We start from the raw sequence: 25296 nt of genomic DNA, 5'->3' as shown, positions 1-25296 counted from the left end.
AGAATATTACTTCTGATAACTTGTGACTCCTGCTAAGGCAATGAATCATAGTTTAATAAAGACTTTTTTACGGTAAAGCAGGTAGGCCGGGATAAAGTTGATGCCCACAAAGATGAGGGCACACGTCATACTAGCAAGCTTTGGAGCTACTCCTGCCGTGGTAAGTCCAGCCACAACATGATCATTCAGGGGGGAGCCTCCGAAGGGAATCTGGTAAAAGGGGATGGAAAGAATATCGGCCAGAACGTACACCGTGATGGCATTAGCCCCGAATATAATACCCGGTGCCATACCGCCTTTTCGATCCAGCATATCAACCAGGAAGATCATTGCGCCCAGTAGGAGGGAGGCCATACCTGATGTGACCAATACAAAGGAACTGGTCCATAGATTTTCATTCACCGGGAAAAGGAGCCCCCAGAAGTATCCCAGTGCAGCGGTGAAGAGTCCGGACGTCATCAGGTAGTTTACCTTGCGGCCCTGGTCATTACTACTAAACAAGAGCCTTCCGGCCAGCATACCCGTGATACCCGTTGCGATGGCGGGAAAGGTACTCAGGATCCCCTCCGGGTCCCAGGTTCCCTGCCACATCCGGCCCGGCAGGTACTGAGAGTCAACCCATGCGGCCAGGTTTACCCCCGGCTCCAGCATGACCCGCCCCGTACCGGGTGTTGGAATCAGGGTCATAGCCAGCCAGTAGCCTATGAGGATCAGAGCTCCAATAAAGGCTTGTGCCCGCCAGGTGGTACGTAAGAACAGCAGGGCACATACCAGAAACACAATGGCTATCCGGTGGAGAGTACCCGTCCAGCGTAGTTCGGCAAACTCAAAGTTGGGCAGGAGGTTCAGGAACATTCCTACGGCAAAGATCTTCAGCGAGCGAATACTAATTTTCCGGTATACCCCCGAGCCGAGTTTTCCTTCATCTTGCTTTCTGCCATATGCCAGGGCGATGGAGACGCCCACGATGAATAGAAAAAAGGGAGCGATCAGATCCGTAAAGGTTAATCCGTTCCAGACCGAGTGCTTCAGCGTAGGGTATACCTGGTCGCCATCCCCTGGAAAATTTACCAGTATCATGGCTGCAATGGTAAAGCCACGCATGGCGTCGAGCGAAATCAGACGGTTTCGGGGGCGCTCCATTATCAAAGTTTTAGAAATTTTGTTGATTAGTAGTAATTTGATTACTGCTTTCAGTACTATACAGGCTACTTAACCGCCCTTGAAGATGATAAAAAACATATATATAGCCTTATTCCTGCTCAGTATAGTGGGTTTGGTAGGGTGCTTGTCGTCTGGGAAAACGGCTTCCGAAACCGAACCTCATGTGTCGGTGACTTGGGAACTAGTAAGCAATCTGACGCAGAAGAATGATGAGTTTGAGGCTATGTTCGTCATGACCAACAACAGCAAACTGACACTAGGCGATGAGAACTGGGCGCTTTTCTTCAACATGGCTCCCCGGCCTATTGTGGCCCATTCCAATCCGCAGCCTGCTTCCATCCAGCATATCAACGGAGACTACTACAAACTAGTACCTGAGCGGGGATTCAAACTGGAGCCCGGTGCTACGATCGAAATCAGGTACAAGGGTACCGAAGGGGTGATTAAGGAAACGGACGCGCCGGTAGGTTTGTACTTTGTATATTATGGCAAAAAACAACAGATCGTACAGGTAGATGATTACAAGATCAAGCCATTTGTCAGGGACGAGCAGATCCGTAGAAGCCGGGATGATCTGGAACCCTTGCCTACTCCCGAACAGACCTATCAGGAGAACCTGGGGCTGAATGAATTAGATAGTGAAGCCATTCTTAAGATTATACCTACCCCGGTACGCGTCGTGACCGGGACCCGTACTTTTCCCCTCGATGGCCGCCTGACTATACATTATGAGAAAAGATTTGAAAACGAGGCTCTGTTTCTGAAAACAAAACTGGAAGCCCTTACCGGCCGCAGTTTTCGGGCTAGTAGTACTCCACAGGTGGCACCCATGGGTATTTATCTGAGAACGGGGAATGTGAGTGTTAACAACAAAGAGAAGGAGGCTTACCGTCTACAGATTGGTGAAAGTGGTATAGCCATCACCGCCGGTGATCCGGCGGGGGCTTTTTATGGGGTACAGAGCCTGCTGGCTATGATCCCGGCTGAGCACTACCTTGCTTATTCCAGATCTATTCAGCTCCCTTTTAGTCTGGTGGAGGATGCCCCCCGTTTTGATTTTCGCAGTCTGCACCTGGACGTGAGTCGCAACTTCCAGACTAAAGAATCCATTTTTCGTATCCTGGATCTGCTGGCATTTTACAAGATCAACCATTTCCTGTTATACACGACCGAAGATGAAGGCTGGCGCCTGGAGATTGATGGCTTGCCCGAGCTGACGGAGGTAGGTGCGCAGCGTATGCATACTGCCTCTATGGATGATTCGGTCATGCACCCCGCCTACGGTTCGGGACCGGTGGCATACCAAACCGGAAAGCACGGAAGTGGGTACTATACCCGGAAAGATTTTATCGAAATTCTTAAATATGCCAACGAAAGGCATATCAAGGTTATACCAGAGCTGAACCTCCCGGGACACGCCCGGGCTGCTATCAAGGCCATGGAGGCCCGGTACCAGCGGCTGATGAAGGCAGGAAAAGAAAAGGAAGCCGAAGAGTACCGTCTTATTGATCCGGATGATAAATCGGTGTACCTGTCGGCACAGGGGTATAAAGATAACGTAGTGAGTGTGGCGCGGGAATCGACTTTTCGTTTTTATGAGAAAGTAGTGGATGAAATGGCGAAGATGTACCAGGAGGCGGGTCTGAAGATGGATGTGATCCATGCCGGGGGAGATGAGGTACCCGAAGGTGCCTGGACCCGTTCACCCATGGCCAGCCGGTTGCTGGAAACTCTGCCTGATATCAAAGATCCCAGGAACCTGCAGACCTACTTTTTCAGAGAACTACTCAAGCGCCTCGAAAAGCGAAACCTGACCGTACATGCCTGGGAAGAGACAGTACTGATCAAAACCGCTACCGGCAAAATGGCACCTAATCCGGAGTTTGTGGGGCGAAAGGTAGTACCCTACATCTGGAACAACATGTTCGACTACCCGGACCTGGGGTACCGGCTGGCCAATGCGGGTTATCCTGTAGTACTATGTAACGTATCCAACTTCTACTTCGATCTGGCGTATTCCAATGATCCTAAGGAGCCGGGGTTGTATTGGGCCGGATTTGTTGATACGCGTAAAGCCTGGACCTTTGCCCCCTACGAGATGTACAAAACTACCTATACTACCTCTATGGGTAAAACTCTGGATACGGGCAAGGTACCTGCGGGTTGGGAGGTTCTCAAACCCGAAGCACGCAAAAACATACTGGGACTTGAAGCACAACTTTGGGGCGAAACCATCAAAGGGCGTGACATGATGGAGTACTACCTGCTGCCCAAACTCCTGGGGTTTGCCGAAAGCGCCTGGTCACCGGAAAGAGAATGGGAGAGCAACAACGACCCCAAAAAACGTGAAGAGGAAATACAGACAGGATGGAATAGATTTGCCAATACACTGGCACAAAAAGAGCTGCCGCGGCTAGCTATACTAAACGGCGGGTACAACTACCGTTTGCCACTCCCAGGGGCTGTCATTGAAGAAGGTACTCTAAGCGCCAACGTAGCCTTACCTGGACTGGCTATACGGTACACCACCGATGGCTCCGAACCCAATCTGGAATCTACCCTATACTCTAAGCCGGTACGTGTATCAGGTACCGTAAAGCTCAAAAGTTTCGACGCCTCCGGCAGATCCAGCCGTACCACGCTTGTAAAGCCCCGGGAAGTACTGACCAGGAGGTAATGGTGTAATCTTATACGTTCATGACTTGCGCATCTGGCTACAAAGCTCTTTGTGCTACTACTTGTGAATCTTTTACTTACTTTTCAGCCATTTCATTACTAGCAGTGGCTACTGGTCTGCTAGTTGAACCTTATTTATTTGATGCTTCATTCAGCCTGTACTGAATTAATTCTAACTGGTCAATAGTACTTATCCTGCGCTTTGAGGTATACCTCTTAGCCGATTCATCATGGGCATCCTAGATTACAATCCTGAAAGAAATACGTACATCAGGCATAAGGGCCAAAATGTCCTATATGGAAAATGTAATTTTCATGATTGACTTACAGTTGCCTGTTCATTTAGAAAACGCATTGAATTTCTGTGATTTAGGGAGTGAAAGTGTAATGGTATCGACTGTTTAATTATTGTATTTGTACAAATGGCTCGTTTGGCTAAGTGTTATAAAGTCAGCATCGGGCGCCATAATACCATACATCCACAATGACTATTGGTGTAGATTTAGGAGGGAGTACCATCCGGGCTGGCATTGAGAAGGACGGCGCTATAACTCAGCTATCCATTGTATCCCTGCAGAACAAGGATTCGGAGCAGGCTACTGTTTCTCAACTCCTGGATCTGATCAGGCCGTATACCAAACTGCCGGTCAAGGGAATTGGGATAGGGGTACCTTCCGTAGTTGATATCAAAAACGGAATCGTCTATAATGTTGTCAATATACCTTCCTGGGAGCGGGTAGAGCTTAGAAAAATACTGGAAGAAGAGTTTGGACTACCCGTGTTCATTAACAACGACGTTAACTGCTTTACCCTGGGCGAACATCGGTTCGGACTGGCTAAGGAGTACAGCTCCGTAGTCGGAATAACCATAGGTACGGGGTTGGGATCAGGACTCATCACCAACAACCGCCTATATATGGGGCACAACTGTGGGGCAGGGGAGATAGGTATGCTGCCTTACCTGGATCAGAACCTGGAGTACTACGTATGCAGCAACTTTTTTGAAAAGAAGCACGGCCTGACTGCCTACGAAACGCATAAGGCCGCCCGTAAGGGAAGTACCCGAGCCCTGAAGATCTGGGAGGAGTTTGGGGTACATCTGGGTTTCGCCATCAAAGCCGTCATCTATGCGTATGATCCGGAGGTAGTCATACTGGGTGGTTCTATCGCTAAAGGCTACGACTACTTTAAGGAGGCGATGCATCATAGTCTCGACGACTTTGCATTTCCTCAGTCCGTAAAGCGATTGAAGATTCTGCGCTCCCAGGATGATTGTATCGCCCTACTCGGGGCAGCAGCGCTGGTACACCAGGCGCTGAATCAAACTCATACGGCTAATCACGTATAAAAGGAGCCTGTTCCGTTTAGCCTTTTGCTTTTTCTCGTATATTTCAGAGAGTACTTTACTTGGGTACTGCTATAACTTATCATCCTAACCCTGCTAAAAGTTATTTACCAATTGTATGAAAAGAAATTCCCTGCTGGTATTCTTAATCTTTATCATATTCTTTGTCATCTCCTTCCTGAGCAACATCCTCGGCCCCATTATCCCTGACATAGTTGATAGCTTTGACCTCAGTATTGGTCTCGCCGGTTTTTTACCCTTTGCCTTTTTTGTTTCTTATGGGGTCATGTCCATTCCATCGGGTATTATGACCGAGAAGTACCGGGAGAAAAAAGTCTTATTCTGGGCTTTTGTGATTGCCTTTGCCGGTGCCTTACTCTTTGCCCTGGTACCCAGCTTCCCTATCGCCCTGACATCCCTGTTTCTGATTGGTATAGGTATGGCCATGCTGCAGGTGGTTATTAATCCTCTGCTACGGGTAGCGGGGGGAGAGGAAAACTTTGCTTTTAACTCCGTACTGGCGCAGCTTTTCTTTGGAGGAGCCTCCTTCCTGAGCCCCCTGCTGTACAGCTACCTGGTACGTAATGTACATTCAGGCGAAAGCTCTCCGATTATGAGTCTGTTCAATAGTGTGGTGCCGGCCGAAATGAAGTGGGTATCGCTCTACTGGGTGTTTGCTCTGATTGCTTTACTGATGGTACTGGTCATTGCTGTGGTACGATTTCCGGCCGTTGAGCTGCGTGATGATGAACGTATGGGTACGGGTGAAACCTTCCGGGAGTTGCTGTCTAACCGGATGGTACTACTTTTTTTCCTGGGGATCTTTTCATACGTGGGTACGGAGCAGGGTATTGCCAACTGGGCCTCCAAGTTTTTGCAAACCTACCACGAGGTGGATCCGGCTACTACGGGAGCCAGTGTGATGTCCTACTTCTGGGGCCTGCTGACGATTGGTTGTGTACTGGGGCTGGTACTGCTCAAATTTTTTGACAGCCGTCGGGTACTTATGGCATTTACGGTGGGAGCGGTCGTGGCGTTACTGGTGGCGCTGTTCGGATCAAGGGAGACCGCCATTTTTGCTTTTCCGATCACGGGATTCTTTGCTTCGGTGATGTGGTCCATTATAGTTTCGCTGGCGCTCAATTCGGTACCCAATCACCACGGTACGTTTTCAGGTATACTCTGCAGTGGTATAGCCGGAGGGGCAGTAGTCCCGCTAATTATCGGGGGACTGGGAGAAGTTGTCGGACTCCGGATGGCTATGCTCTTTAACCTCTTCACCCTTGGGTATATACTTAGTATTGGATTCTGGGCTAAGCCTTTGATCAACAACGCTACCGTGAGAAGCTTTAAGGATTTGTTCAAGTAGAAAAACCTGTTTGTAGGGCTTATAGTACAGCTGATACGTAGTACTACATGTATAAGATTATACTGCTTATTGATTTTGCGGAGGAGTATAGCAAGGACCTGCTCAAAGGGATCAGCAAGTACTCCAGTGAGTATGGACCCTGGATATTCTGCCGGATGCCGCTTTTTCACCGCGAGACCATCGGACTGGAGGGCATACTCCAGTGGGCGCTCGAGTGGGAAGCAGATGGTATAATCGGTCAGCTCTATAATGATAAGGATATTCAGAAGATCGTACAGGCGGGTATACCCGTGATCGCGCAGGACTTCAAGGAGCGTTTTTCTGAGATACCAAATATAACGGGTGCCTACCACGAAACCGGTGTAATGGCCGCAGAGTACTTCCTAAAGAAAGGCTTTACCCATTTTGCCTTTTATGGATTTGGAGATATTGTATGGTCCAGGGAACGCGCCGAAGGCTATGAGACACGAATAAAACGCGCCGGCTATAGAGTACATTCTTTTGAGAATACCATGGACAGCTCTGGTGAGCTATGGTACTATAAGCCCAGTTCGCTCAGTCAGTGGCTCAAATCGCTGCCCAAGCCCATAGCTCTGTGGGCCTGTGACGACAACCAGGGGCAGCATATTACCGAAGCCTGCCGGCTCTCGGGCATACGTATACCCGAAGAGGTAGCCGTACTGGGGGTAGACAATGACGTCATGTTGTGCGAACTGTCTGACCCGCCGCTGTCGAGTATAGCACTGGATGCCGAAAAGGGGGGCTACGATGCCGCCAGACTGCTCGACTACATGATCCGTAACGGCTTATCCGAGTATCAGGATATAATAGTGAAGCCCACGCAGATCATAACCCGGCAGTCTACGGATATCTATGCGACCCATGATCATCACATTGCCTCTTCGCTCAAGTACATCCACCAGAATATTGAGCGAAACCTAAGTGTGGAAGATGTAGTAAAGCAGGTACCTTTATCACGGCGATCGCTGGAAAAGCGTTTTCAGGATATTACGGGGTACCCGATTTATAAGTACATCTATAACCTCAGGATAGAAAAGTTTACGCAGAAGCTGCTGGAAACCGATATGACCGTATTTGAGATAGCCCTGGACATGGGGCTAAATGACAGCAAAAACATAGCCCGGCAGTTCAGGCAGGTGAAGGGATGTAACCCCATCGAGTACCGCAACCGCTACCTGGCAGGACGTTCGTAATATGCATAATTGATTAAGTAACTACATAATCTAAAACCCGATGATATTCCAGATCACCTCTCTTTTACTACTGGGTACAGCCCTTTTTTCTCCGGATCTTCCACCAGCCTACGTACCACAGTCTGATTGGACATGGCTTTTTAATGGTACTACTACCAGCCAGTGGACCAGTAGCAAGTCGGACCAGTTTCCGGAGCGAGGATGGCTCGTAGCATATAAATCACTGACCGTGAATAAGGGAGGAGATAAGACCCATAAGGCTGGAGATATTATTACCCGAAAGACATACGATAGCTTTGACTTACAGTTTGAATTCAAGCTGGCTCCGGGAGCTAATACTGGCCTGAAGTACGCGGTCAGAAAGTACCCGGATGGATCGTGGCTGGGGCCCGAGTATCAGTTGATCGATGATACCGGAAATAAAGATATTGCCAAAGATAAGGATGATAAGCGCCGAACCGCCAGCTTATACGAGCTGATGGCGCCTTCGGCTCGTAAGCTGAAGCCTATCGGGCAGTGGAATACCGGTCGTATCGTAGTGAAGGGCAATCATGTGGAGCACTGGCTCAATGGGACCAGAGTAGTTGAGTACGAACGAGGCAGTAGAGCATTCCTGGATGCTAAGGCTGCCAGTAAGTTTAAAGATATAGAAGGCTACGGAATGGGGGAGGGGCATATTCTGCTTCAGGACCATGGCGATGAAGCCTCATTTAGAAACATCCGGATCAGGGAGTTATAAAGTACAGCCGCATCAAAAAAGAGCCTTTACTTGTAAAGGCTCTTTTTTGATGCTCACTATATAGCTTCCGCCTTAGGAAGGCAGGCCTCCAGCATTCCTGACCAGTTGCTTATCCTCGATCAGCCGGTGTAGATTCTCTACGTACGGAACGTACTCGATAAACGTCTCGGGCTTTACCACGTAGTCGGCAGCACCCATGTTCAGACATTTGTCCACGATTGTCTTGGTAGAGGAGGTAGAGGTAATAATTACAGGTATATGGTTATAGGTAGGATTGCCTTTGATACCCAAAATAATATCATAGCCATTTTTACCCGGCATATTCAGATCTGATAGAATTATGTCCGGTAGCGTAGCTGTGTTATCTGTTAACCACTCAAGCAACACATCCCCGTTACGAACCATGGTTATGATTTCGAATAAGCCTGATGAATCAAAGCCCTGTTTCATAAAGAACTGCTCATCCTCATCATTCTCCACTACTATGATTTTAAACTTTCTCATTCTATTGTAGCAATGGTAGTTTCTCTACCTTTTCTTCATTGATCGTAAAATAGAAGGTAGTGCCTTTACCCTTTTCGGATACCGGCCAGATTCTTCCCCGGTGGCGATCTACTATTTTTTTACAGATAGCCAGCCCTATTCCTGTACCAGGATACTCTTTCTTCGTATTTAACCTTCTGAATATCTCAAATATTTTACCGAGATCCTCCTCTGCAATACCTATACCGTTATCAGTGATGGCAAATTTTACCTGTCCGTCTTCCTTATTACACTTGATCATGATCCGGGGACTATCAACATCGGTAAATTTCAGCGCATTGCTCAGCAGGTTTTGGATCAGTTGCACCAGTTGTATGCTATCTCCGTGTATGGTATCCACGTCACTTTCGATGATAATCTCAGCGTTAGTAGTTTCGACCGTAGTTTTTACATTCTGCAAGGCTATATTGAAAAGCTCTTCCACTCTTATTTCGTCCTCAGCAATCTCTTTCTTGCTTACCTGGGTGTAACTCAGCAGATTCTGGATCAGCTCTTTCATCCGGTTAGAAGCGTTGATCGATTTGCTGATATAGGTTTTCAAGTCTTCGTACTGCCCCTGGTTCAGCTTCATGTCTATCAACTGCAGAAAGCTTTTGATTGTTCTTACGGGTTCCTGCAGGTCATGGGATACGATGGAGGTAAACTGTTCCATCTCCTGATTGGCAAGCATTAGCTCGTCGTTGGTGGCCTTAAGTTCTTCACTTAGCTGGCGATAGCGCTCATAGCTATCGCGAAGGGCTCGTTCGGAGGCCTTACGCTCCGTCAGGTCGCGGGTAACCTTAGAGTAGCCAATGAGGGTGTTGGTATGATTGTATACGGCCGTTATGACTACACTGGCCCAGAACATAGTACCGTCTTTCCGCAGACGCCAGCCTTCTTCTTCGTATTTACCTACCTCCCGGGCTACTCTTAGCTCGTGCGATGGTTTTCCATTCATGATATCTTCTTCCGGATAGAAGATGGAGAAGTATTTGCCGAGGATTTCGTCGGGGTTATACCCTTTCATTCTCCGGGCGCCTTCATTCCAGCTAATGATCCGGCCCTTTTCATCCAGCATAAATATCCCGTAGTCGGTTACCTGTTCAACCAGCGAACGATACCGCTCCTCTGACTGGCGTAATGATTCTTCGTTTTCTTTTCGGTCGGTCAGATCACGTGTTACCTTCGAGAAGCCAATCAGTTGGTTCTGTTCGTTAAATAGGGATGTAATCACGACATTGGCCCAGAATACAGAGCCATTCTTCTTGACCCGCCAGCCTTCTTCTTCGTACTTACCGGTCGCAATGGCTATTTTAAGTTCGCGTTCTGGCTTTCCATCTTCCAGATCCTCCGCGGTATAGAATGTAGAGAAGTGTTTGCCAATGATCTCATAGGAGCTGTACCCCTTGGTACGCCGGGCACCTTCGTTCCAGGTAATGATATGTCCGGTGGGGTTCAGCATAAAGATAGCGTAGTCACGTACTCCTTCTACCATCAGGCGGTAGCGTTCTTCTGACTGGCGTAGCTCTATTTCATGCTTTTTACGGTCGTTGGTATCGTGCAGGATGCAGGAGTATCCTACATGCTCCTCCTGTTCGTTATAGAGGGGAGTCAGGGATATTTCACACCAGAATTTGTCGCCGTTTTTACTGAGCTTCCAACCCTCTACCAGAAATTTTCCATTTTTAAAAGCCTGACGAAGCTCATAATCAGCTCTAAGGCTATCTTCCTTGTTGCTGTATATCAGGCTAAGATGATTATTGAGTAACTCATTGGCCGTATAGCCCGTAATGGTAGTGGTTGCTGGATTGGAATACTGAATGTATCCATCTTTATCCAGCATTATAATCGCTTCCTTGATATTCTGAAGCAGGAGATGGCAATTGGGTTGCATGTATTAGGTGACTAACTCTAAGTTATAACTGGTAGTCAAAATTATGGAAAAAAGTGAAAATATGTAACCGATGGTACTACTAATGCTCCGGAAAGAGATAACGTATATACTAAGGGTTATACTACATCACTAGTCGAAACTACGTCTATGATCGTTTGTTTAAGAATAAAGTAAAAAGTTTAAATGTTTTTGAATAGCCTGGATGTCGTCTGAGTATATACGACATGATCTGAAAAATTTGATCTGTTTAGTAGACATACTCTACACTGCCTACTTTACGGGTAAAAGCTGTTCTTGGTACCAGCTCATCCTTAGAGTGTAATCGGCTTTTGAAGGTTATATCCCTTCACACGTACATAAGGGTCATTTTGTCCTATATTCTTACCGCTACACCGTACAGTCAGGGCTTTGCTTTCACCGGGTAGCAATGACACGTAATTATCCGACCAGTATACAGGTAGTACCGCCGGGCCATCAACACCCTGAGCCAGTTCCAGTTCCAGGAAGAAGGCTACTTTATCCGTTGGGTTTTTAAGAGTAACTGTTACTTCCCATTCATCATCCCCTTTGGTCACTTTTTTAGATGCTTGCACAGGTACTCGTGGTAGCTTATCTAGTGCCGTGAAGTCGGCGTATTGTTTCTGAGGCGTATAGTACCAGAAGTATTTAGTCCAGTCCAGTTGGTCGGGGCGGGAGGCCAGCCAGTAGAAGTTATCGGCTACTACTTTGTTGGATGCGTCTTTAAGCTTCAGGTCCAGGAAGTATACCTGTCCATCTCCTTTTAGAGGTATAAGCTTAGCCAGATTTATGACCTTATTCTCGGCTACACTTATCAGGGTATCTTTGCTATATACGACCTTCGACAGCTGATCCAGTAGTTGTAACTCCGCTCTATAGTCTTTGATAGGTTGGCGTGTATCGTTGCTCAGGTGTACGGTATGTTGATGGTAATCGTAGATGAGGTTCAGGGGCTGTCCTGCCTTCTTAGTGCCGTAGTAGGCCCCGGTAGGCATGAGGTAGTAGTCGTAGAGCTGCCAGTAAAACTCTGGCCAGGGCGAATTGAGCATCCATTGTACGACACCGGTAGCCGTAGGACGATTGATAACAAAGGCTTCGAACATGGGGCAAATGGCTTCGTAGTTCATCACCTGTGCTTTCAGGGCAAGTTCTTCCAGGTCTTTGGGCTTGCCATACTTGTTGTTAAGTGCAGTCAGGTACACGCCCAGGGTGTTGAAGTCTTTGCGGCCCGAGTGAAAATTCCACATAGGATTATCTGCTGGCCACAGATCAGCGTCGGGGATCATCCGACGGATACTCGCTGCCGGTGGTACCTGCGGTCCGGGACCTGTTTCGGAATTGAAGCCAAAGGCACCGCCCAGCTTTTTGTCTTCGTACCAGTACACTGGTGGGACGTATTCGTAGGGACCGTTCATCTTCATTCCCGAAGAGCCGGTCAGTTCACTTTCAAAAGCTCCCGCTGATAGCAGGAAGGGGCGGGTAGGGTCGTACTGGGCCAGCGTTTGCAGGTACCTTTTTTCGAGTCCGGTTTTGGGCATGGCGTCACTGCCACCGGCCCAGGTAAATATGCTTGGATGGTTGCGTAGCCACTTGACCTGATCCCGAAAATAGTCAGAGAGTAAGACCTCTTCGTCCGGTGTGAGCTTAACGGCATACCGGTCTACGCCTTCGTTGATAGGCAGGTTTTCGTCCCCGGCTTTCATGTTCAGTTCCAGACCCAGGTAGTCCGGCCATTCCCACTGACAGCTCCAGCCCACCATGAGCAGGATCCCGTTTTCGTCGCAGAGGTCGTAGATGTGGTGGTTATTGCCCCAGAAGCCTTCAAAACGAAGGGAGTTGAGATTCATTTCTTTGACGTAGCGAATCTGAGCCGCGTCCTTCTCTGGCATATAGCGCAGGAACAGGTCATCCACCCAGCCCCCACTCTTGATTAGTATCTCCCGGCCGTTGACCTTATAGCCCCGTACGCCCTTGTCGTTGAGATAGGTCTCGACCTTTCGGATACCAAACCGGACCTGCTGCTGGTCGAATAATGTACCCTCTTCTTTCAGTTCCAGTTGCAGGGTGTACAGCTCAGGACTACCTAAGCCATTGGGCCACCACAGGCGTGGATTCCGGATGCGGAGCTGATCAAATTCTTCCGGTGTAAAAGTGACTATTTGCTTCTGATGAGGAGCCAGGCTTACCTCTTTTTCCAGCTTTATATCCTCGATGGTACCGGTTACTACTACTGTCCGAGGGGAACTGCTGTGGTTGGTGAGTTCAGTACTTACTTTCAGCGTTGCCTCCGCGAGGTTCTTTGGGTCCAGATCGGGATGTACAAAGGGCGCGTCTATAGACACTTTACCGGTGCGTTTCAGACGGATCTCGCGGTAGATACCCATGTAGTGATCGGGTGGGGTAGGTGCCCAATCGACAAACCCCATGTAGAAGTCGCGCACCTTGGGCGGGTGTACCTTGACCATGAGTACATTGGTACCGGCCCTGGCCGCTTCGGTGATATCCAGCTCGAACTGGCGGAAAGCGCCAAATAGGGTATCCTGCGCGGCAATTTGCTTCCCATTGAGCCAGAAGTCAGCCCGATAGTTGATGCCGTCTACCAACAGGCGGAGCTGCTCTTTTTCCGCCTCAAAGTCAGCTACCTCAAAGCGGGTCCGGAACCACCAGGGATCTTCGAAGGGTTTGCGAGATATCGTTTCCAGGTTTTTGCCAAAGAACGGATCTTTATATACTCCGGCATCGACTAGGGCACCCAGCACGGTGGTAGGCACGGAAGCCTTTATCCAGTTGTCGGTTGGGTAGGATTCTGATGATAAGGTCTGTACATCAGCCGGTACCTCTCTTGATGAAATGATTGTCCAGTTGTCGGTGAGGTTCTGTTCTTCTACGTGTACACCTGTACTGCATCCGGAAATAAATAGACTGAGTAATAATATAACCAGAGGTAAGGAATGGGTACTAGTGGTAAATCGCATTGGGATCTTGAAAGGGCTAGGGTCTAGGTTAAAGAGCTGCCGGAGTAGGTACCCGACGAACAGCCTCTTGGATTTTGAAGATGGCGCGTGCAAAACTTTCCATATCCTCGCGGGTACCCAGCATGGCGTGCTGGAGTATCCATACGGCTTCCTCACTACAGGCCTGCTCCGCTACGGGACAAAATACACTCGAGTAGTCAACTTCATCAGGGATGGCATAACACATGAAGTTTTTTTGCTGGAAAAGCGGTTGCCTGTAGAGGGGATGCGGGTACCCCTTGAAACAGGGTACTCCCTCTGCCGCCAGCATCGCTACAAACTCATCTTTGGGTACTCCACCGAATTGGGTCTTATCGTACTTGAATATATAGAGGTGGTAGGAGTGAAGAGAATCTCCAAATCCTCTTGGCAAAGGTGTAACGCCGTCGATGGTACTCAGCAATTTGTTGAGATAGAGTCCGTTGCTATTCCGGGTGCGGGTCTGCTCTTCCAGGCGCTTGAGCTGGTGGGATAGCAGCACCGCCTGGATCGGCGTGATCCGGTAGTTGCAGCCCGGATTGTAGTGGTCGTACCACTGGCCGCCTTCCATACGACCGACATTGCGAAGTGAGGCCATCATCTGGTAGAGCTGCTCATCGTTGGTGACTACTATACCGCCTTCCCCACTGGTGAGGTTTTTGGAAGACTGGAAGCTAAAACTACCTATATCTCCAATAGAGCCCAACTTTCTGCCTTTGTACTCAGCCCCGTGGGCATGGGCCGCATCTTCAATGACACGCAGACTGTGGCGACGGGCTATGTCCATGATCCGGTCCATGTCACAAGCCTGTCCCCCAAAGTGTACGGGTATAATGACCCGTGTACGTTCCGTGATGGCCGCTTTGATGGCTTCGGGGCTGATGTTATAGGTGTCAGGATCAATATCTACAAATACAGGTACACAGTTGGCCTCGATCACCGTGGAGGCCGTGGCTATAAACGTATAGGGTGGTACTATGACTTCATCACCGGGCTTGACGCCACAGGCAATCAGCGCCAGCCGGAGGGATACCGATCCATTGACACAGCTCACGGCGTATCGGGTGCCGCAGTACGCCGCAAACTCCTTCTCGAAGGCCTCTACCTCCCCCTTGCAGTCAGGATTGCCCCAGGCGCCGCTTTGAACGATTTGCATGACCGCCTGTACCTCTGACTCGTCAAAGATAGGCCAGGGAAAAGTACGGGTGACGGTTTTGGCCCCTCCATGGATAGCCAGGTCTGTATGCTGGTTCATATATCTTTAAGATAGATCATCCTGAGTACTGAGCAGAACAAAGGTACTACTCCTTTATTTAGTACTTGTCCGTATACATTTTAGACTACCTGATACCAATAATATTTCGGACTTAATAGCCCTAAATTATAGAGTTTCAGTAGTATAGCTAAAGCTACCTCAGATTTTTTTTTACCCTTTTCTATTCACATCAACTAGGCTTTCTGTATGAAAAGCAATGCACTCATAGCCGGTTTGGTTGTAGTCGGTATCTCATTAGGCACGGCCTGGGCTATACGTGGGCAGTTTGGTCATGAGCAGGGCGCTGCCTGGGCTGGAGCTATTGGTTCATTGAGTATCCTCCTGATTGCTAAGCGCGGTGACTGGTACAACCGGGCATTTAAGGCAACACTGGCCGGGGCACTTGGGTGGGGGATAGGAGGGATCATGAGCTATGGGGCTGTGGTCGGTTATGGGCGGGATGTGGAGTTCGTCAATGTATATTACGGATTATTCATGCTCTTTGTCATTGGTGGGTTGTACGGCTTTATGGGTGGAGGTTTGTTTGGGCTGGCCTTAGCAGATGGTACACAGGGAGAGAAGGTAAACTGGCCCCAACTCATTGTTGAAATGACGGTAGGTGCTATCCTTTTCTACTTCTTCTTGATTGAGCAGTTTGGGTGGCTGATGACGCCTCCCCGGTCGGAGCTTTGGGCAGCCTCTCTCGGTATGGCCTCGGCTCTGACCTGGTACCTGGTTCGAAGTGGGTACTACGCTCCCTTACGGGTTGCGGTTTTCGCAGGACTGGGAGGAGGCTTTGGATTTGCGTTGGGTAATTTCCTGCAGGTACTGGGCCACGTGTCGGGAGTCTCATTCAACTTCTGGAATGTGATGGAGTACTCCCTGGGCTTTTTTGGTGGGGCCGGTATGGCCTACGGTACCTTTACTTCCCGGTGGGGAGAGGTGAAAGAAAAACAGAGCAGAAACAGTACCTTGTTCCCGTTGCTGTTCCTGGTTCTGCTGATTCCTTATATCGTGTGGGATCAGTCTTTTGAGACGGAAGGACTTTCTAAAACCTTTGATAGCATTGGAGCTGAACCAGGTATGGTGAAGGAAGTACAGTGGGTAGCGCTTCTGTTAGTTCTGGTACTGACGGGGGTGTGGGTATACAGGTACTACTCCCAGAAGGGTACATCGGCTACCTACACCTATACCGACATTCTGACTTTTTTCCTTGGTCACTTCGCCTTGTACATCGTGTACAGCCTGCTGATCACCGGAGCTTTCCTCAGTACCTACCGTATCGAGCAGTACCTGTACCTTGTCAATTTACTAGTGATAGCGCTTCTGATTGGAAAAGTCAAATCTGGATTCACCGAAAGGGGAGTAGCCGTCAGAGAGTGGAGTGCCGGACTGGTGGGAGTAGTAGTACTGATAGCCCTGCTATCGTTCATTGCTATCAGTACCCACGACGAGTTGCCCCACGCCCAGAAGCGATTTAATCAATTGCAGGCCCGGAAATAGAGAAGTATTGAATTACCGCTTTTCGGGCGTATTAGGTGTTTTATCAACCAGGGTATTGGCTTTCCCCTGCTTCTTTTCCAGTATGAACGAATCATACAGTTCCCCGGTAGCCGTATAGGCATTATAAAGGAGCTGGTTGTCCTGAATGGTTATGATCTGGAACATCTGGCTGTTGCCAGCCTTTCTGAACATCCAGGGATCATCCGAAAGATCGTACATCTTGGGTCCCGCTACCGATACTACGTACATAGTACCCGATAGCTGGGCCCGGCGGTTTTGCCCGCTGGGGGTGTTACTCACCATGCCCCGCCCGTACGCATGGTCATGGCCCTGCAGTACTATATCTACTTTATGTTTGTCCAGGATAGGTTTGAATCGGTTGCGGAGTTCCACATTTTCCCGATTGGGCTTGGTGGAGTAGAAGGGGTAGTGGATGGTCAGGACCGTCCAGCGGCGAGGATCGTTGGTTAGAATGGAATCCAGCCATTGTGCCTGCTTTTGGGCGTAGTAGGGTGACTCATCAATCTGCTCGGCATCCAGGGATATGACTTTCAGATCATGGTAGTTGACCTGGTAGCAGGTTTCTTCCAATCCTTTTGGACCATTCTGTGGTAAGTTGTACTGGGGGCGCCAGTGCGGCGAAAGCTTTACGTTCCGGTACTCATGATTGCCGGGCGTCATGACGCTGGGAACGGAGGCGTGAATGAATGAACCGGCTTGAAACCACTCCCCCCACTCAATGTCATGATCGTGACGGTTGATGAGGTCACCGGCGTGCAGCATAAAGCTCACCTCGGGCATTTTCTTGTAGGCCTCCCGGATCACTCTCGACCAGTGCGATTTGACATCATTCTGGGCGTCGCCAAAGTACAGGAACGATAGGGCCCGGCCTTTGGTACTCTCCGGCATTTTGAACTGAAACCACTCGCTCCATCCCTTCCCAAACCCTACCCGATACACATAAACGCTACCCGGTGTGAGGCCGTTGATCACGGCTGAATGGTAGTTGGCGCTTACGGCAGGCTCCTGCTCGTGCCTGGTCCGCAGGTATTGAGTAGTAGCGTTGATCTGACGGAGTTGTTTGGTGAATTGCGTTCCGTCGGTTGATCGAGCTACTTCTATTACTCCCTGCTGTACGGTCGTATCCGTCCGCCAGTTTACCGCCACCGACGTTTCGGGTTCAGCGGTCAGATTGAGGATAATGCGATCGGGAACAGGGGAGGGGAACATCAGTTTGACATCTAGATTCATCTCCGCCGCCCTGGTCAGATCCCGGGGAGTGGCGGCTGTCTGGGCCCATGAGGTACCGGAACAGATACTAAGTGCCAGAACAAAAATTGAAATACTAGTTGTAGAACAGATACGCATGAAGTGAAAAGGGTAAAGTTGTAACAAAAAGAGGCGGAATCCACTATTCCGCCTCTGGAAGTATTAAAATAACTCAATTATACACGCTTACCAGGGCTTTCCGGTTCCCTGGACGATCCAGGGTTTGGACCACTGGCTATTCTTTCCTCTCAGGCCGGAGTGAGGTGTTACTTCAAGACGGTTGATAGCCTGGTCGGCGTTGGATGCATTGTAGTTGGTTTCGTTGTCGCCGTAGTTAAAACGTAAGGGCAGTACGGGTTCGGCGGAGGCCGGGCCGGCTTTCAGAGCCGGGAAGCCGGTTCTTCTGAAATCAAACCAGGCTTCGGTGGCGGCGGTCCAGCTGGCGAGCCATTTCTGCTCAATGATCTGAGCCAGGGTATTATTAAACTTCACCCCTGCCTGCTGAATGTACGTGTCGTACTGGTTGCCCACTCCCCAGGTTTCCAGCGACGCTTTAACCCCATTGTTGTAGTGCATTTCGGCACTTCCCACCGACCAGCCTTTGAGCGCTGCTTCGGCAAGGATAAAGTGGGACTCAGCGGCCGATGCCAAACGGGCTTTCAGCAGGTTGCCGCTGTTCTGACGGTAGATGTCTGCCAGTTGAGATACGTGCTGGTTCTGTACGGTCTGGCCCGGTGTTGGGTTGTTGTTGTGGTAGTCGGGCTGACGTAAGCCGGCCGGTACTCCTACGTAAGCATCCGTATTGAGGGTACCAGTGTACAGGGTAGGGTTGTAACGACGGGTAAACGTGTGCCCCTTCTTCTTCTCTTCCTGGTACTGTACATCAGTAAGTGCCCGTACGCCCTGCTGAATCACACCATCTTTCCGGATAAATTCATCCACCGCGGTAGTAAGGGTCGGATCAGCCACCCACTGTACGTGTACCGGAGCTACCCACACCTGTAAGCGGGGATCTTTGAGCTGCTGTAGCTTGTCGATCAGGGTCTGCGCTGGTTTCTTTCTGCGGAAGTTAGAGCCCTGATCAGAGTCAAACGCCACGGCAGTAGGCCATGAATTACCCGCGGTAGCACCGATAAAGCTGGTGGTGGCATCATTGGCCGGCTCTTTAATATAAATACCGGAGTTATGGATGCTCTCAATTCCTGCTTTGGCAACTGCCGGCATTTTTTCTGAAACACGCATGTAGTACCGCAGCAGTAACGTGTTGACAAACTTTTGCCAGTTTGCCGCATTTCCACTGTAGTAGATGTCATATTCATTAAGTACTCCGGTTTTATCGCCAGAAGCGAACAATTCCGAAGCCTTCTTGAGGTCTTCGATGATGCCCGTATAAATTACTTCCTGGCTGTCAAAGGCCGGAGTAAGAAGGTCATTGGACTCATTCCCTTTTACGGCGTTGGTATAGGGAGCATCACCCCACAGGTCCGTAATATTTCCAAAGATAAAAGACCGCATGGTAAGGGCTACCCCCTGGTGGAACTTGTAGTCCAGTTCGACTGCCCGCTTGTACATTAAGTCGTTGTTGCGGAGCATATCATACCAGCCATTCCAGTCCTGTGGTCCCCAGTTGTAGTGGTTGTATCCATCAAACCAGCCATCGTGCTGCGTATGCTGTACTACCCCGGCTATATCGCCATAGCCAAGATTGAGGTAACTGAAGGCTGCATTTGACATGACCGTAGGCATGATCATATTCGGGTTTGCCGAGGCGGGGTCTACCCCGTTGGGGTTTTCATTAAGCTGTGTCAGGTGCTCCTCACAAGAAGTGAAGACCACGATGGACAGAATGAAGGCAGTTTTGGTCAATATTTTTAACATATTCATCGCTATTGATTTAGATGTTGGTCACTACAGGTTAAAGCTCAGTTTGAAACCAAATGGAATAGTCCATGGGGTCACGTTCTGCAACTCAATACCTTGTCTGAATCGGGCTCCGTCGTTCTGGAAAGCTCGCTCCGGATCGATTCCGATTTTGGCGGCAGTCCAAAGCAGGATATTCCGGCTAAATACGGAAATATTGGCATTACGGATACCGGCAATTGTAGGCAGGTTATAGCCAAAAGAAACCTCACGAAGCTTAACGAAAGAAGCATCAAAAGTAATCTGCTTGTTAAAGCTCCACGGATAGGTATCTGTGATGGGGTAAATGTTTGTCCCGGGGCCACCCAAATGTTCGGTGAAGGTACCATCGGCATTCTGTATTACACCAGGTACGAAGGCGCCATCGCCATCAGGTCCCATACCACCCGTTGCGGCGGTATAGCCACCCACGCGGGGGAAGTTACCGTTTTGAGGAATGATGTATTTCTCTGGATCAGACTTGAGCAGTGCAGCCAGCTCATCCTCCGAATAGAGACCTCCCTGGATCAGGTTGTCGATCTGACGTTGTGAACGCCAGTCCGATTCGCCGTAGCGGTAGGTATAGCTCTGGAAGTTACCACCCATCCGCCAGTCCAGGCTGGCTGCCAGTGTAAACCGCTTGTACGACAGCGTAGTCTGCATACCCATGATAAATTTCGGGTTGAAGTTACCTACCTTTTCGCGGGCTTCGCGCGTGTTGACAGCTATCCACTCCCCATTACGATTGAGGATAGGCCAGCGGTAGTAGGGAGAGTTAGGATCATCGACATAGGCGTAGCCGCGGCTGTAAATATTACCAATCTCTTCGCCCACTTTGGTAAAGGCGCCTCCTCCGTTGTCATCCCACAATTGAATGTAATCTACGCCCGGTGCCAGTTCCTTTACGGTGGTACGGTTGCGGGTAAGGTTCAGGTTTACATCCCAGTTCCAGCCGTTCTTGTCCCTGATCGGGCTGCCTCCCAGGCTCAGTTCGATACCCCGGCTGGCCAGCAGACCGGCATTGATCAACTTACTGGTATAGCCGGAAGATGAAGGAGACGTGATGCTCAGGATCTGATTGCTGTTTTCGACGTAGTAGTAGGTACCTTCAAAACGCAGACGGTTTTCAAAAAGTCCGATGTCTATACCTACTTCGGTTGAGGTTGCAATCTCAGGCTTGAGCTGGGAGTTAAGCAGAGTACCCGGTACACCAAGGGTAATCAGGCTTCCGTAGGTCTGGGTAATAAGGGTAGGTTCCAGGCGGTATGGGTCCGTATCGGTACCCACCTGTGCCCAACCGGCACGAAACTTCAGCAGCGATACCGACTGGGGTAGGTTAAATGTATAATTAGCCAGCCAGCTCAGTGATGCTGATGGGTAAAAGTACGAACGGTTTTCGGCCGGTAGTGTACTTGACCAGTCGTTGCGGGCGGTTAGGTCCAGGTAAAGCTGATCCTTGAATCCAATTGAGGCCATACCGTACAGGCTGTAGATGGCCTTCTGGTAGCGGTAGTTATTAACCAGCAGACCGCTTCCCCCCGTACCCCGGTTGATATTGGCTACGTTATAAAGACCCGGTACTACCAAACCGGCCCCCCCGGCGCTACCGATGTAGGAGTCCCGGTATGACTGGATCATGTAGTTACCACCTCCGGATACACTCAAGTCAAAGTCGCTTACTTTTTTGCGGTAAGTGAGCAGGAAGTCAGTATTAGTTTCCTGACGAGAGAGGTCCTGCAGGTGATAGGCTCCTTTACGTTCGCGGGTGTAGCTCCAGGGTATTTTAGTTTCGCGGTTTTCAAAGAATACATCGTGCGAGGCCCGGGCAAAGGCAGAAAGCTCAGGCGTGATCTGCCAGTCCAGCTTCAGGTTACCATAAGCTCGGTCACGGGTGAAGCCATTGGTGATACCGTAGGCAATGAAGTAGGGGTTATCATCACCGGTTGTTGGGGACCGCTGCTGGATCTGCTCACCACCGGGTATCCAGTAGTCTTTCAGGTCGCGGATATCGATGTGCGGCCACTGGTATACCGCCTGGAGGGCATTGGCACCCCGGTTACCCGTAGCAGGGCGGTCATTGGACTTAGAGCGAACAAAATTAAGGTTAGTGTTCAGCTTTACCTTTGGATGAATATCAAAGGTACCCGAGGCCGCCAGTGAGTTTCTGAAAAGGTCCGAGTTAGGGATCATGCCCTTGCTGGACATATTGTTATACGAAATACGGTATACGGTCTTGTCAGTGGAGCCGGAGATAGCTAGGTTATTGGTAGTGGTGATACCGGTTTCCAGGAAGTTCTTCATATTGTCCGGGTAAGACTTCAGCTCGGTTGGAATTTTCTTACCATCAGCGCCCACGGGGCTGGTCCACTGCACGGCGGTATTTCCAGCATCCAGTTCGGGGCCGCCCCAGTAAGCCGAGCTTTCGTTGAGCTGGGCGTTGCGGTCACCCGATCCGTAGCGGTAGTGGAAGTCGAGGTAGCGATAGGGTTTCTCAAATACATTACTGGTAGAGAAGGCTACGCCAAGTCCCCGGCCTCGCTTGCCGGATTTGGTAGTGATCAGGATTACCCCGTTACCGGCGCGAGAACCATAAAGGGCCGCCGCACTGGGGCCTTTCAGTACCGATATGCTTTCGATATCTTCGGGATTGATGTCTGAAATGGCATTTCCGTAATCGACCTGGTTACGGTCACCCATCTGGCGTACGTTATTCAGTGAGTTGGCTACGGGTACTCCATCGATCACAAACAGGGGCTGGTTATCCGTACTGAGCGAGGTAGCTCCCCGGATGATCACACTTACCGATGAGCCCAAGCCACTGGTCTGGTTGATCTGTACACCCGGTACCCTTCCGGAGAGGGCGTTGAGTACGTTTTCCTGAGCTACCTGGTTGATGGCGGCTCCTTCTACTTCACCAACCGAGTAGCCTAGTGACCGCTTCTCTCTCTGAATACCCAAGGCCGTAACTACCACCTCCTGGAGGTTTTCAGAGCTTTCTTCCATCGTAACGTCCACCGTACTTCTTCCGCCGACAGGTACTTCTACCAACTTATACCCGATGTAGGAGAATACCAGGGTGGCGTTGTCGTTAGGAACATCAACCGAATACGTACCCGAGGCGCTGGTGGTGGTTCCGGTCTGGGTTCCTTTTACCAGTACGCTTACACCCGGCATGGGGGTGCCGTCGGCCTGTGAGGTAACCCTACCGGTGATAGTACGGAGTGGCTGGTTGGCGAATGCCGGGAGACACATTCCAATCATGATCAGAATGGAGAGCACTCGTCGCAGCGTTAGTGGGATAATAGAGTGTTGTTTCATAGGTTAATAGTTAAGTTGTATGCCTATTTAATAAAGATTCTGTAATTGGGACGGTAGCTGAGTGGTTCTGTTTATTGAGGTAGTGTAAATCCTTTGATGTAGTAGCTATTATCTATATGACTTATCGTTTTGTATGTTACCTATGATACTGATAAGTACTCAAAAAAGACTATTGAGGTATAAAGGTATTTCATGATTTAATATTCTGGTAATACAGTTTATAACTACTTAATACAGAAGCGGCCTTTTCTCAAGAAAAGGCCGCTTCTGCTTCATCGGGGCTGACATCAGGTCATAGTACTTTAAGAGGATCCAGGACGAAAGCCCGGGTACTGACCGTGTAATCTCCACCACCAGGGGCTTTATACCTGAAGTCTACATAAAAGGCTTTATAGCCATTATCCGGATACACTACCGGTATACCTCCACTGGTATTCTTTTCAACCCGTTGGCTAGTCCATTTTTCATCCCGAAAGTCACGGTCAGTTGAGGTAGCAGACCAAATGACCATATCAATCAGATCTTGCGCCTGGGCTTGAGTGGTGAGTACCGCTTCCTGCTGGCCACTTACGATATTCCAGGTAGGAGTGGGATAGGCTTTGTTCTGTAAAGTGGTACCCAGAAAGGCGCTTAGGGCTTCAAATGCTTGCTTACCTCCCCCCAGATCATGTCCGGCATTGGGTACATAGTGTATCATGTTCTTTCCCGGAATGTCAGAGTAGTAATGCTTAATGGCATCAATGGTCCAGTATTCATCATTGGTCCCTATAAATATCATTTTGGGCATTGTAAGCTTAGTTCGGTAAGAGTAGGGGTCAATCATGGTATTGATGGCCTGGCCCTGCTCGGTCTTGGCACCCTGCGGGATACCAAGCTTTACGTAATCATTGATTTGTTCACTGTAGGCACCATAAGTTTCTAACTGGTATTCAAGGTTGGCCGGCATGTTGAGTACATCAATGACCATGGGGGCAATGGCGGCAACCCGTTTGTCTTCACTGGCTCCCGTGAGCCAGGTGGTCCAGCCACGTTTAGAGGCACCAGAAATGACAAATCGATCTACCTGATGCTGTAGTTTCTGCCTGGCAAACTGCTGAACAGCGTCCATCGCCCTGACTGCACTCTTGACCATCGGGAAGAGTAACGGCCAGGTACAATCGCCGTCCTTTTTGAATTGGTGCAACGTGTAGGAGATGAGCGCATCTTCGGTCAAATCTCCGTAGAGTGGCTGGTTCGGAGTTTGCTTCAGGAGTGCTACTATGGCTTTGTTTTCAGAAGCTACTTTGCTCAGTGCCGGCCAAAGCTTATCATTGCTGCTCCAGTTGGGCTGTTCATTTTTGTTGGATCCACCACTGATAAAAAGTAGTGCGCCGTCCTGGTTCATGTCCTTTGGTACAAGTAGTGTTAACTGATGCCTCCATGTATGCCCCCGCCACTTCTGAGAGGAAAGAAGCAGGTTGTATCCCGTTACATCGTTTAGTGTAAATGTATCTTTCAATTCCCAGGTAAAGGTCTTGTCCCCATTGTTCAGGTAGCTTTTTAGGGCAGTCTGTGGAGTGACTTTGGTCTGGGCCGCAATCCATGTAGTATGTACTACGCAGATCGCTAGCAGGAGTAGTTGTCTAAATCTAGGGCTGTTCATAGCTAACTATTTACTGAAAGTTGATACTAAATATGCAGTTATTCAGGATAAAAATCAATGGTTTACCGGTTCCCTGAATGATCCACGGCTTAGACCAGGCGCTGTTTTTATTATCAGCCTGAGAAAAGCTTGTTACTTCCAGTCCGTTCAGCGCGGCATCAGCATTGGCCTTATTAATGTTTAGTTCTTCCTGCATGTAATAGAACCGGAGTGGAAGTGCCCGCGCTTTGCGGCGGGGCCAGCTTTCAAAGCCGGAAACCCGGTACTTCTGAAATCAAACCAGGCTTCTGTAGCGGCAGTCCAGCTGGCTATCCATTTTTGTTCCATGATCTGCTTTAAGGTACCCTTATAAGCTACCCCTTCAGTGCTGATGTAGTCATCATACTTTATAATGCTCCCCAAAAACTGGACAGTAGTTTAAAGTTTAAAATCATTAACTTAGATCTACAAGATGTCCAATTATGGCCAAATCGACC

Annotated in this window: 15 protein-coding genes and 1 pseudogene; 6 read left to right on the top strand and 10 right to left on the bottom strand. The window is 49.4% G+C overall.

The features are described from left to right. Positions 1–45 precede the first annotated feature (45 nt). The gene (locus JUB14_RS19720) at positions 46–1143 is read right to left on the bottom strand and encodes an acyltransferase family protein (protein WP_207508548.1); all 1098 of its coding nucleotides are present in this window, start codon (positions 1141–1143) and stop codon (positions 46–48) included. A gap of 85 nt (positions 1144–1228) precedes the next feature. Between JUB14_RS19720 and JUB14_RS19715 the strand changes: the two genes are divergently transcribed. The 5 genes from JUB14_RS19715 to JUB14_RS19695 all read left to right on the top strand — a co-directional run bounded on the left by JUB14_RS19715 (position 1229) and on the right by JUB14_RS19695 (position 8507). Continuing rightward, a complete protein-coding gene (locus JUB14_RS19715) occupies positions 1229–3841 on the top strand; it encodes a family 20 glycosylhydrolase (RefSeq protein WP_207508547.1) in 2613 nt (870 codons plus the stop codon). A 483-nt stretch (positions 3842–4324) separates the two neighbouring features. After that, entirely contained in the window at positions 4325–5188 is an 864-nt protein-coding gene (locus JUB14_RS19710; protein ID WP_207508546.1) for an ROK family protein, read from the top strand. Positions 5189–5303: 115 nt separating this feature from the next. After that, complete coding sequence (locus JUB14_RS19705; protein WP_207508545.1) at positions 5304–6554, top strand: MFS transporter; 1251 nt, start codon at positions 5304–5306, stop codon at positions 6552–6554. Between the two features lie 47 nt (positions 6555–6601). Then, positions 6602–7768, top strand: coding sequence for an AraC family transcriptional regulator (locus JUB14_RS19700; RefSeq protein WP_207508544.1), 1167 nt, complete (start codon positions 6602–6604; stop codon positions 7766–7768). A gap of 40 nt (positions 7769–7808) precedes the next feature. After that, entirely contained in the window at positions 7809–8507 is a 699-nt protein-coding gene (locus JUB14_RS19695) for a 3-keto-disaccharide hydrolase (protein ID WP_207508543.1), read from the top strand. A gap of 72 nt (positions 8508–8579) precedes the next feature. Here the strand turns inward: JUB14_RS19695 and JUB14_RS19690 are convergent, their stop codons facing one another. From JUB14_RS19690 to JUB14_RS19675, 4 genes are all read right to left on the bottom strand, one after another. Continuing rightward, entirely contained in the window at positions 8580–9011 is a 432-nt protein-coding gene (locus JUB14_RS19690) for a response regulator (protein WP_207508542.1), read from the bottom strand. Position 9012: 1 nt separating this feature from the next. Further along, entirely contained in the window at positions 9013–10923 is a 1911-nt protein-coding gene (locus tag JUB14_RS19685) for a PAS domain-containing sensor histidine kinase (protein WP_207508541.1), read from the bottom strand. Between the two features lie 311 nt (positions 10924–11234). Beyond that, on the bottom strand, positions 11235–13916 hold the full coding sequence (locus tag JUB14_RS19680) for a glycosyl hydrolase 2 galactose-binding domain-containing protein (protein ID WP_207508540.1): 2682 nt from the start codon (positions 13914–13916) through the stop codon (positions 11235–11237). Between the two features lie 28 nt (positions 13917–13944). Then, positions 13945–15189, bottom strand: a complete 1245-nt coding sequence (locus JUB14_RS19675) for a DegT/DnrJ/EryC1/StrS family aminotransferase (protein ID WP_207508539.1) — start codon at positions 15187–15189, stop codon at positions 13945–13947. 207 nt (positions 15190–15396) lie between these two features. On the opposite strand from JUB14_RS19675, the gene JUB14_RS19670 reads away from it, so the two are divergent. Continuing rightward, the gene (locus JUB14_RS19670) at positions 15397–16692 is read left to right on the top strand and encodes a hypothetical protein (protein ID WP_207508538.1); all 1296 of its coding nucleotides are present in this window, start codon (positions 15397–15399) and stop codon (positions 16690–16692) included. 12 nt (positions 16693–16704) lie between these two features. On the opposite strand, the gene JUB14_RS19665 is transcribed toward JUB14_RS19670, so the two are convergent. From JUB14_RS19665 to JUB14_RS19645, 5 genes and pseudogenes are all read right to left on the bottom strand, one after another. Beyond that, positions 16705–18060: a purple acid phosphatase family protein gene (locus tag JUB14_RS19665; protein WP_207508537.1), complete on the bottom strand. Its 1356-nt coding sequence runs from the start codon at positions 18058–18060 to the stop codon at positions 16705–16707. Between the two features lie 87 nt (positions 18061–18147). After that, positions 18148–19839, bottom strand: a complete 1692-nt coding sequence (locus tag JUB14_RS19660) for a SusD/RagB family nutrient-binding outer membrane lipoprotein (RefSeq protein WP_310586170.1) — start codon at positions 19837–19839, stop codon at positions 18148–18150. A gap of 30 nt (positions 19840–19869) precedes the next feature. Beyond that, the gene (locus JUB14_RS19655) at positions 19870–23178 is read right to left on the bottom strand and encodes a SusC/RagA family TonB-linked outer membrane protein (protein ID WP_207508535.1); all 3309 of its coding nucleotides are present in this window, start codon (positions 23176–23178) and stop codon (positions 19870–19872) included. A gap of 292 nt (positions 23179–23470) precedes the next feature. Further along, a complete protein-coding gene (locus JUB14_RS19650) occupies positions 23471–24820 on the bottom strand; it encodes a PhoPQ-activated pathogenicity-related family protein (RefSeq protein ID WP_207508534.1) in 1350 nt (449 codons plus the stop codon). Between the two features lie 10 nt (positions 24821–24830). Beyond that, a pseudogene (locus JUB14_RS19645) lies at positions 24831–25204 on the bottom strand (SusD/RagB family nutrient-binding outer membrane lipoprotein); the annotation flags it as partial. Positions 25205–25296 lie beyond the last annotated feature (92 nt).

Source organism: Telluribacter humicola, from assembly GCF_017355935.1.
GTDB lineage: Bacteria > Bacteroidota > Bacteroidia > Cytophagales > Spirosomataceae > Telluribacter > Telluribacter humicola.
The sequence above is the reverse complement of the archived record's forward strand: the minus strand, read 5'-3'. Positions and strand labels throughout refer to the sequence as shown.

Excerpts from the sequence above, each read along its gene's own strand:
- JUB14_RS19720 (WP_207508548.1), bottom strand. The coding sequence starts at position 1,143 with ATGGAGCGCCCCCGAAACCGTCTGATTTCGCTCGACGCCATGCGTGGC.
- JUB14_RS19715 (WP_207508547.1), top strand. The coding sequence starts at position 1,229 with ATGATAAAAAACATATATATAGCCTTATTCCTGCTCAGTATAGTGGGT.
- JUB14_RS19710 (WP_207508546.1), top strand. The coding sequence starts at position 4,325 with ATGACTATTGGTGTAGATTTAGGAGGGAGTACCATCCGGGCTGGCATT.
- JUB14_RS19705 (WP_207508545.1), top strand. The coding sequence starts at position 5,304 with ATGAAAAGAAATTCCCTGCTGGTATTCTTAATCTTTATCATATTCTTT.
- JUB14_RS19700 (WP_207508544.1), top strand. The coding sequence starts at position 6,602 with ATGTATAAGATTATACTGCTTATTGATTTTGCGGAGGAGTATAGCAAG.
- JUB14_RS19695 (WP_207508543.1), top strand. The coding sequence starts at position 7,809 with ATGATATTCCAGATCACCTCTCTTTTACTACTGGGTACAGCCCTTTTT.
- JUB14_RS19690 (WP_207508542.1), bottom strand. The coding sequence starts at position 9,011 with ATGAGAAAGTTTAAAATCATAGTAGTGGAGAATGATGAGGATGAGCAG.
- JUB14_RS19685 (WP_207508541.1), bottom strand. The coding sequence starts at position 10,923 with ATGCAACCCAATTGCCATCTCCTGCTTCAGAATATCAAGGAAGCGATT.
- JUB14_RS19680 (WP_207508540.1), bottom strand. The coding sequence starts at position 13,916 with ATGCGATTTACCACTAGTACCCATTCCTTACCTCTGGTTATATTATTA.
- JUB14_RS19675 (WP_207508539.1), bottom strand. The coding sequence starts at position 15,189 with ATGAACCAGCATACAGACCTGGCTATCCATGGAGGGGCCAAAACCGTC.
- JUB14_RS19670 (WP_207508538.1), top strand. The coding sequence starts at position 15,397 with ATGAAAAGCAATGCACTCATAGCCGGTTTGGTTGTAGTCGGTATCTCA.
- JUB14_RS19665 (WP_207508537.1), bottom strand. The coding sequence starts at position 18,060 with ATGCGTATCTGTTCTACAACTAGTATTTCAATTTTTGTTCTGGCACTT.
- JUB14_RS19660 (WP_310586170.1), bottom strand. The coding sequence starts at position 19,839 with ATGTTAAAAATATTGACCAAAACTGCCTTCATTCTGTCCATCGTGGTC.
- JUB14_RS19655 (WP_207508535.1), bottom strand. The coding sequence starts at position 23,178 with ATGAAACAACACTCTATTATCCCACTAACGCTGCGACGAGTGCTCTCC.
- JUB14_RS19650 (WP_207508534.1), bottom strand. The coding sequence starts at position 24,820 with ATGAACAGCCCTAGATTTAGACAACTACTCCTGCTAGCGATCTGCGTA.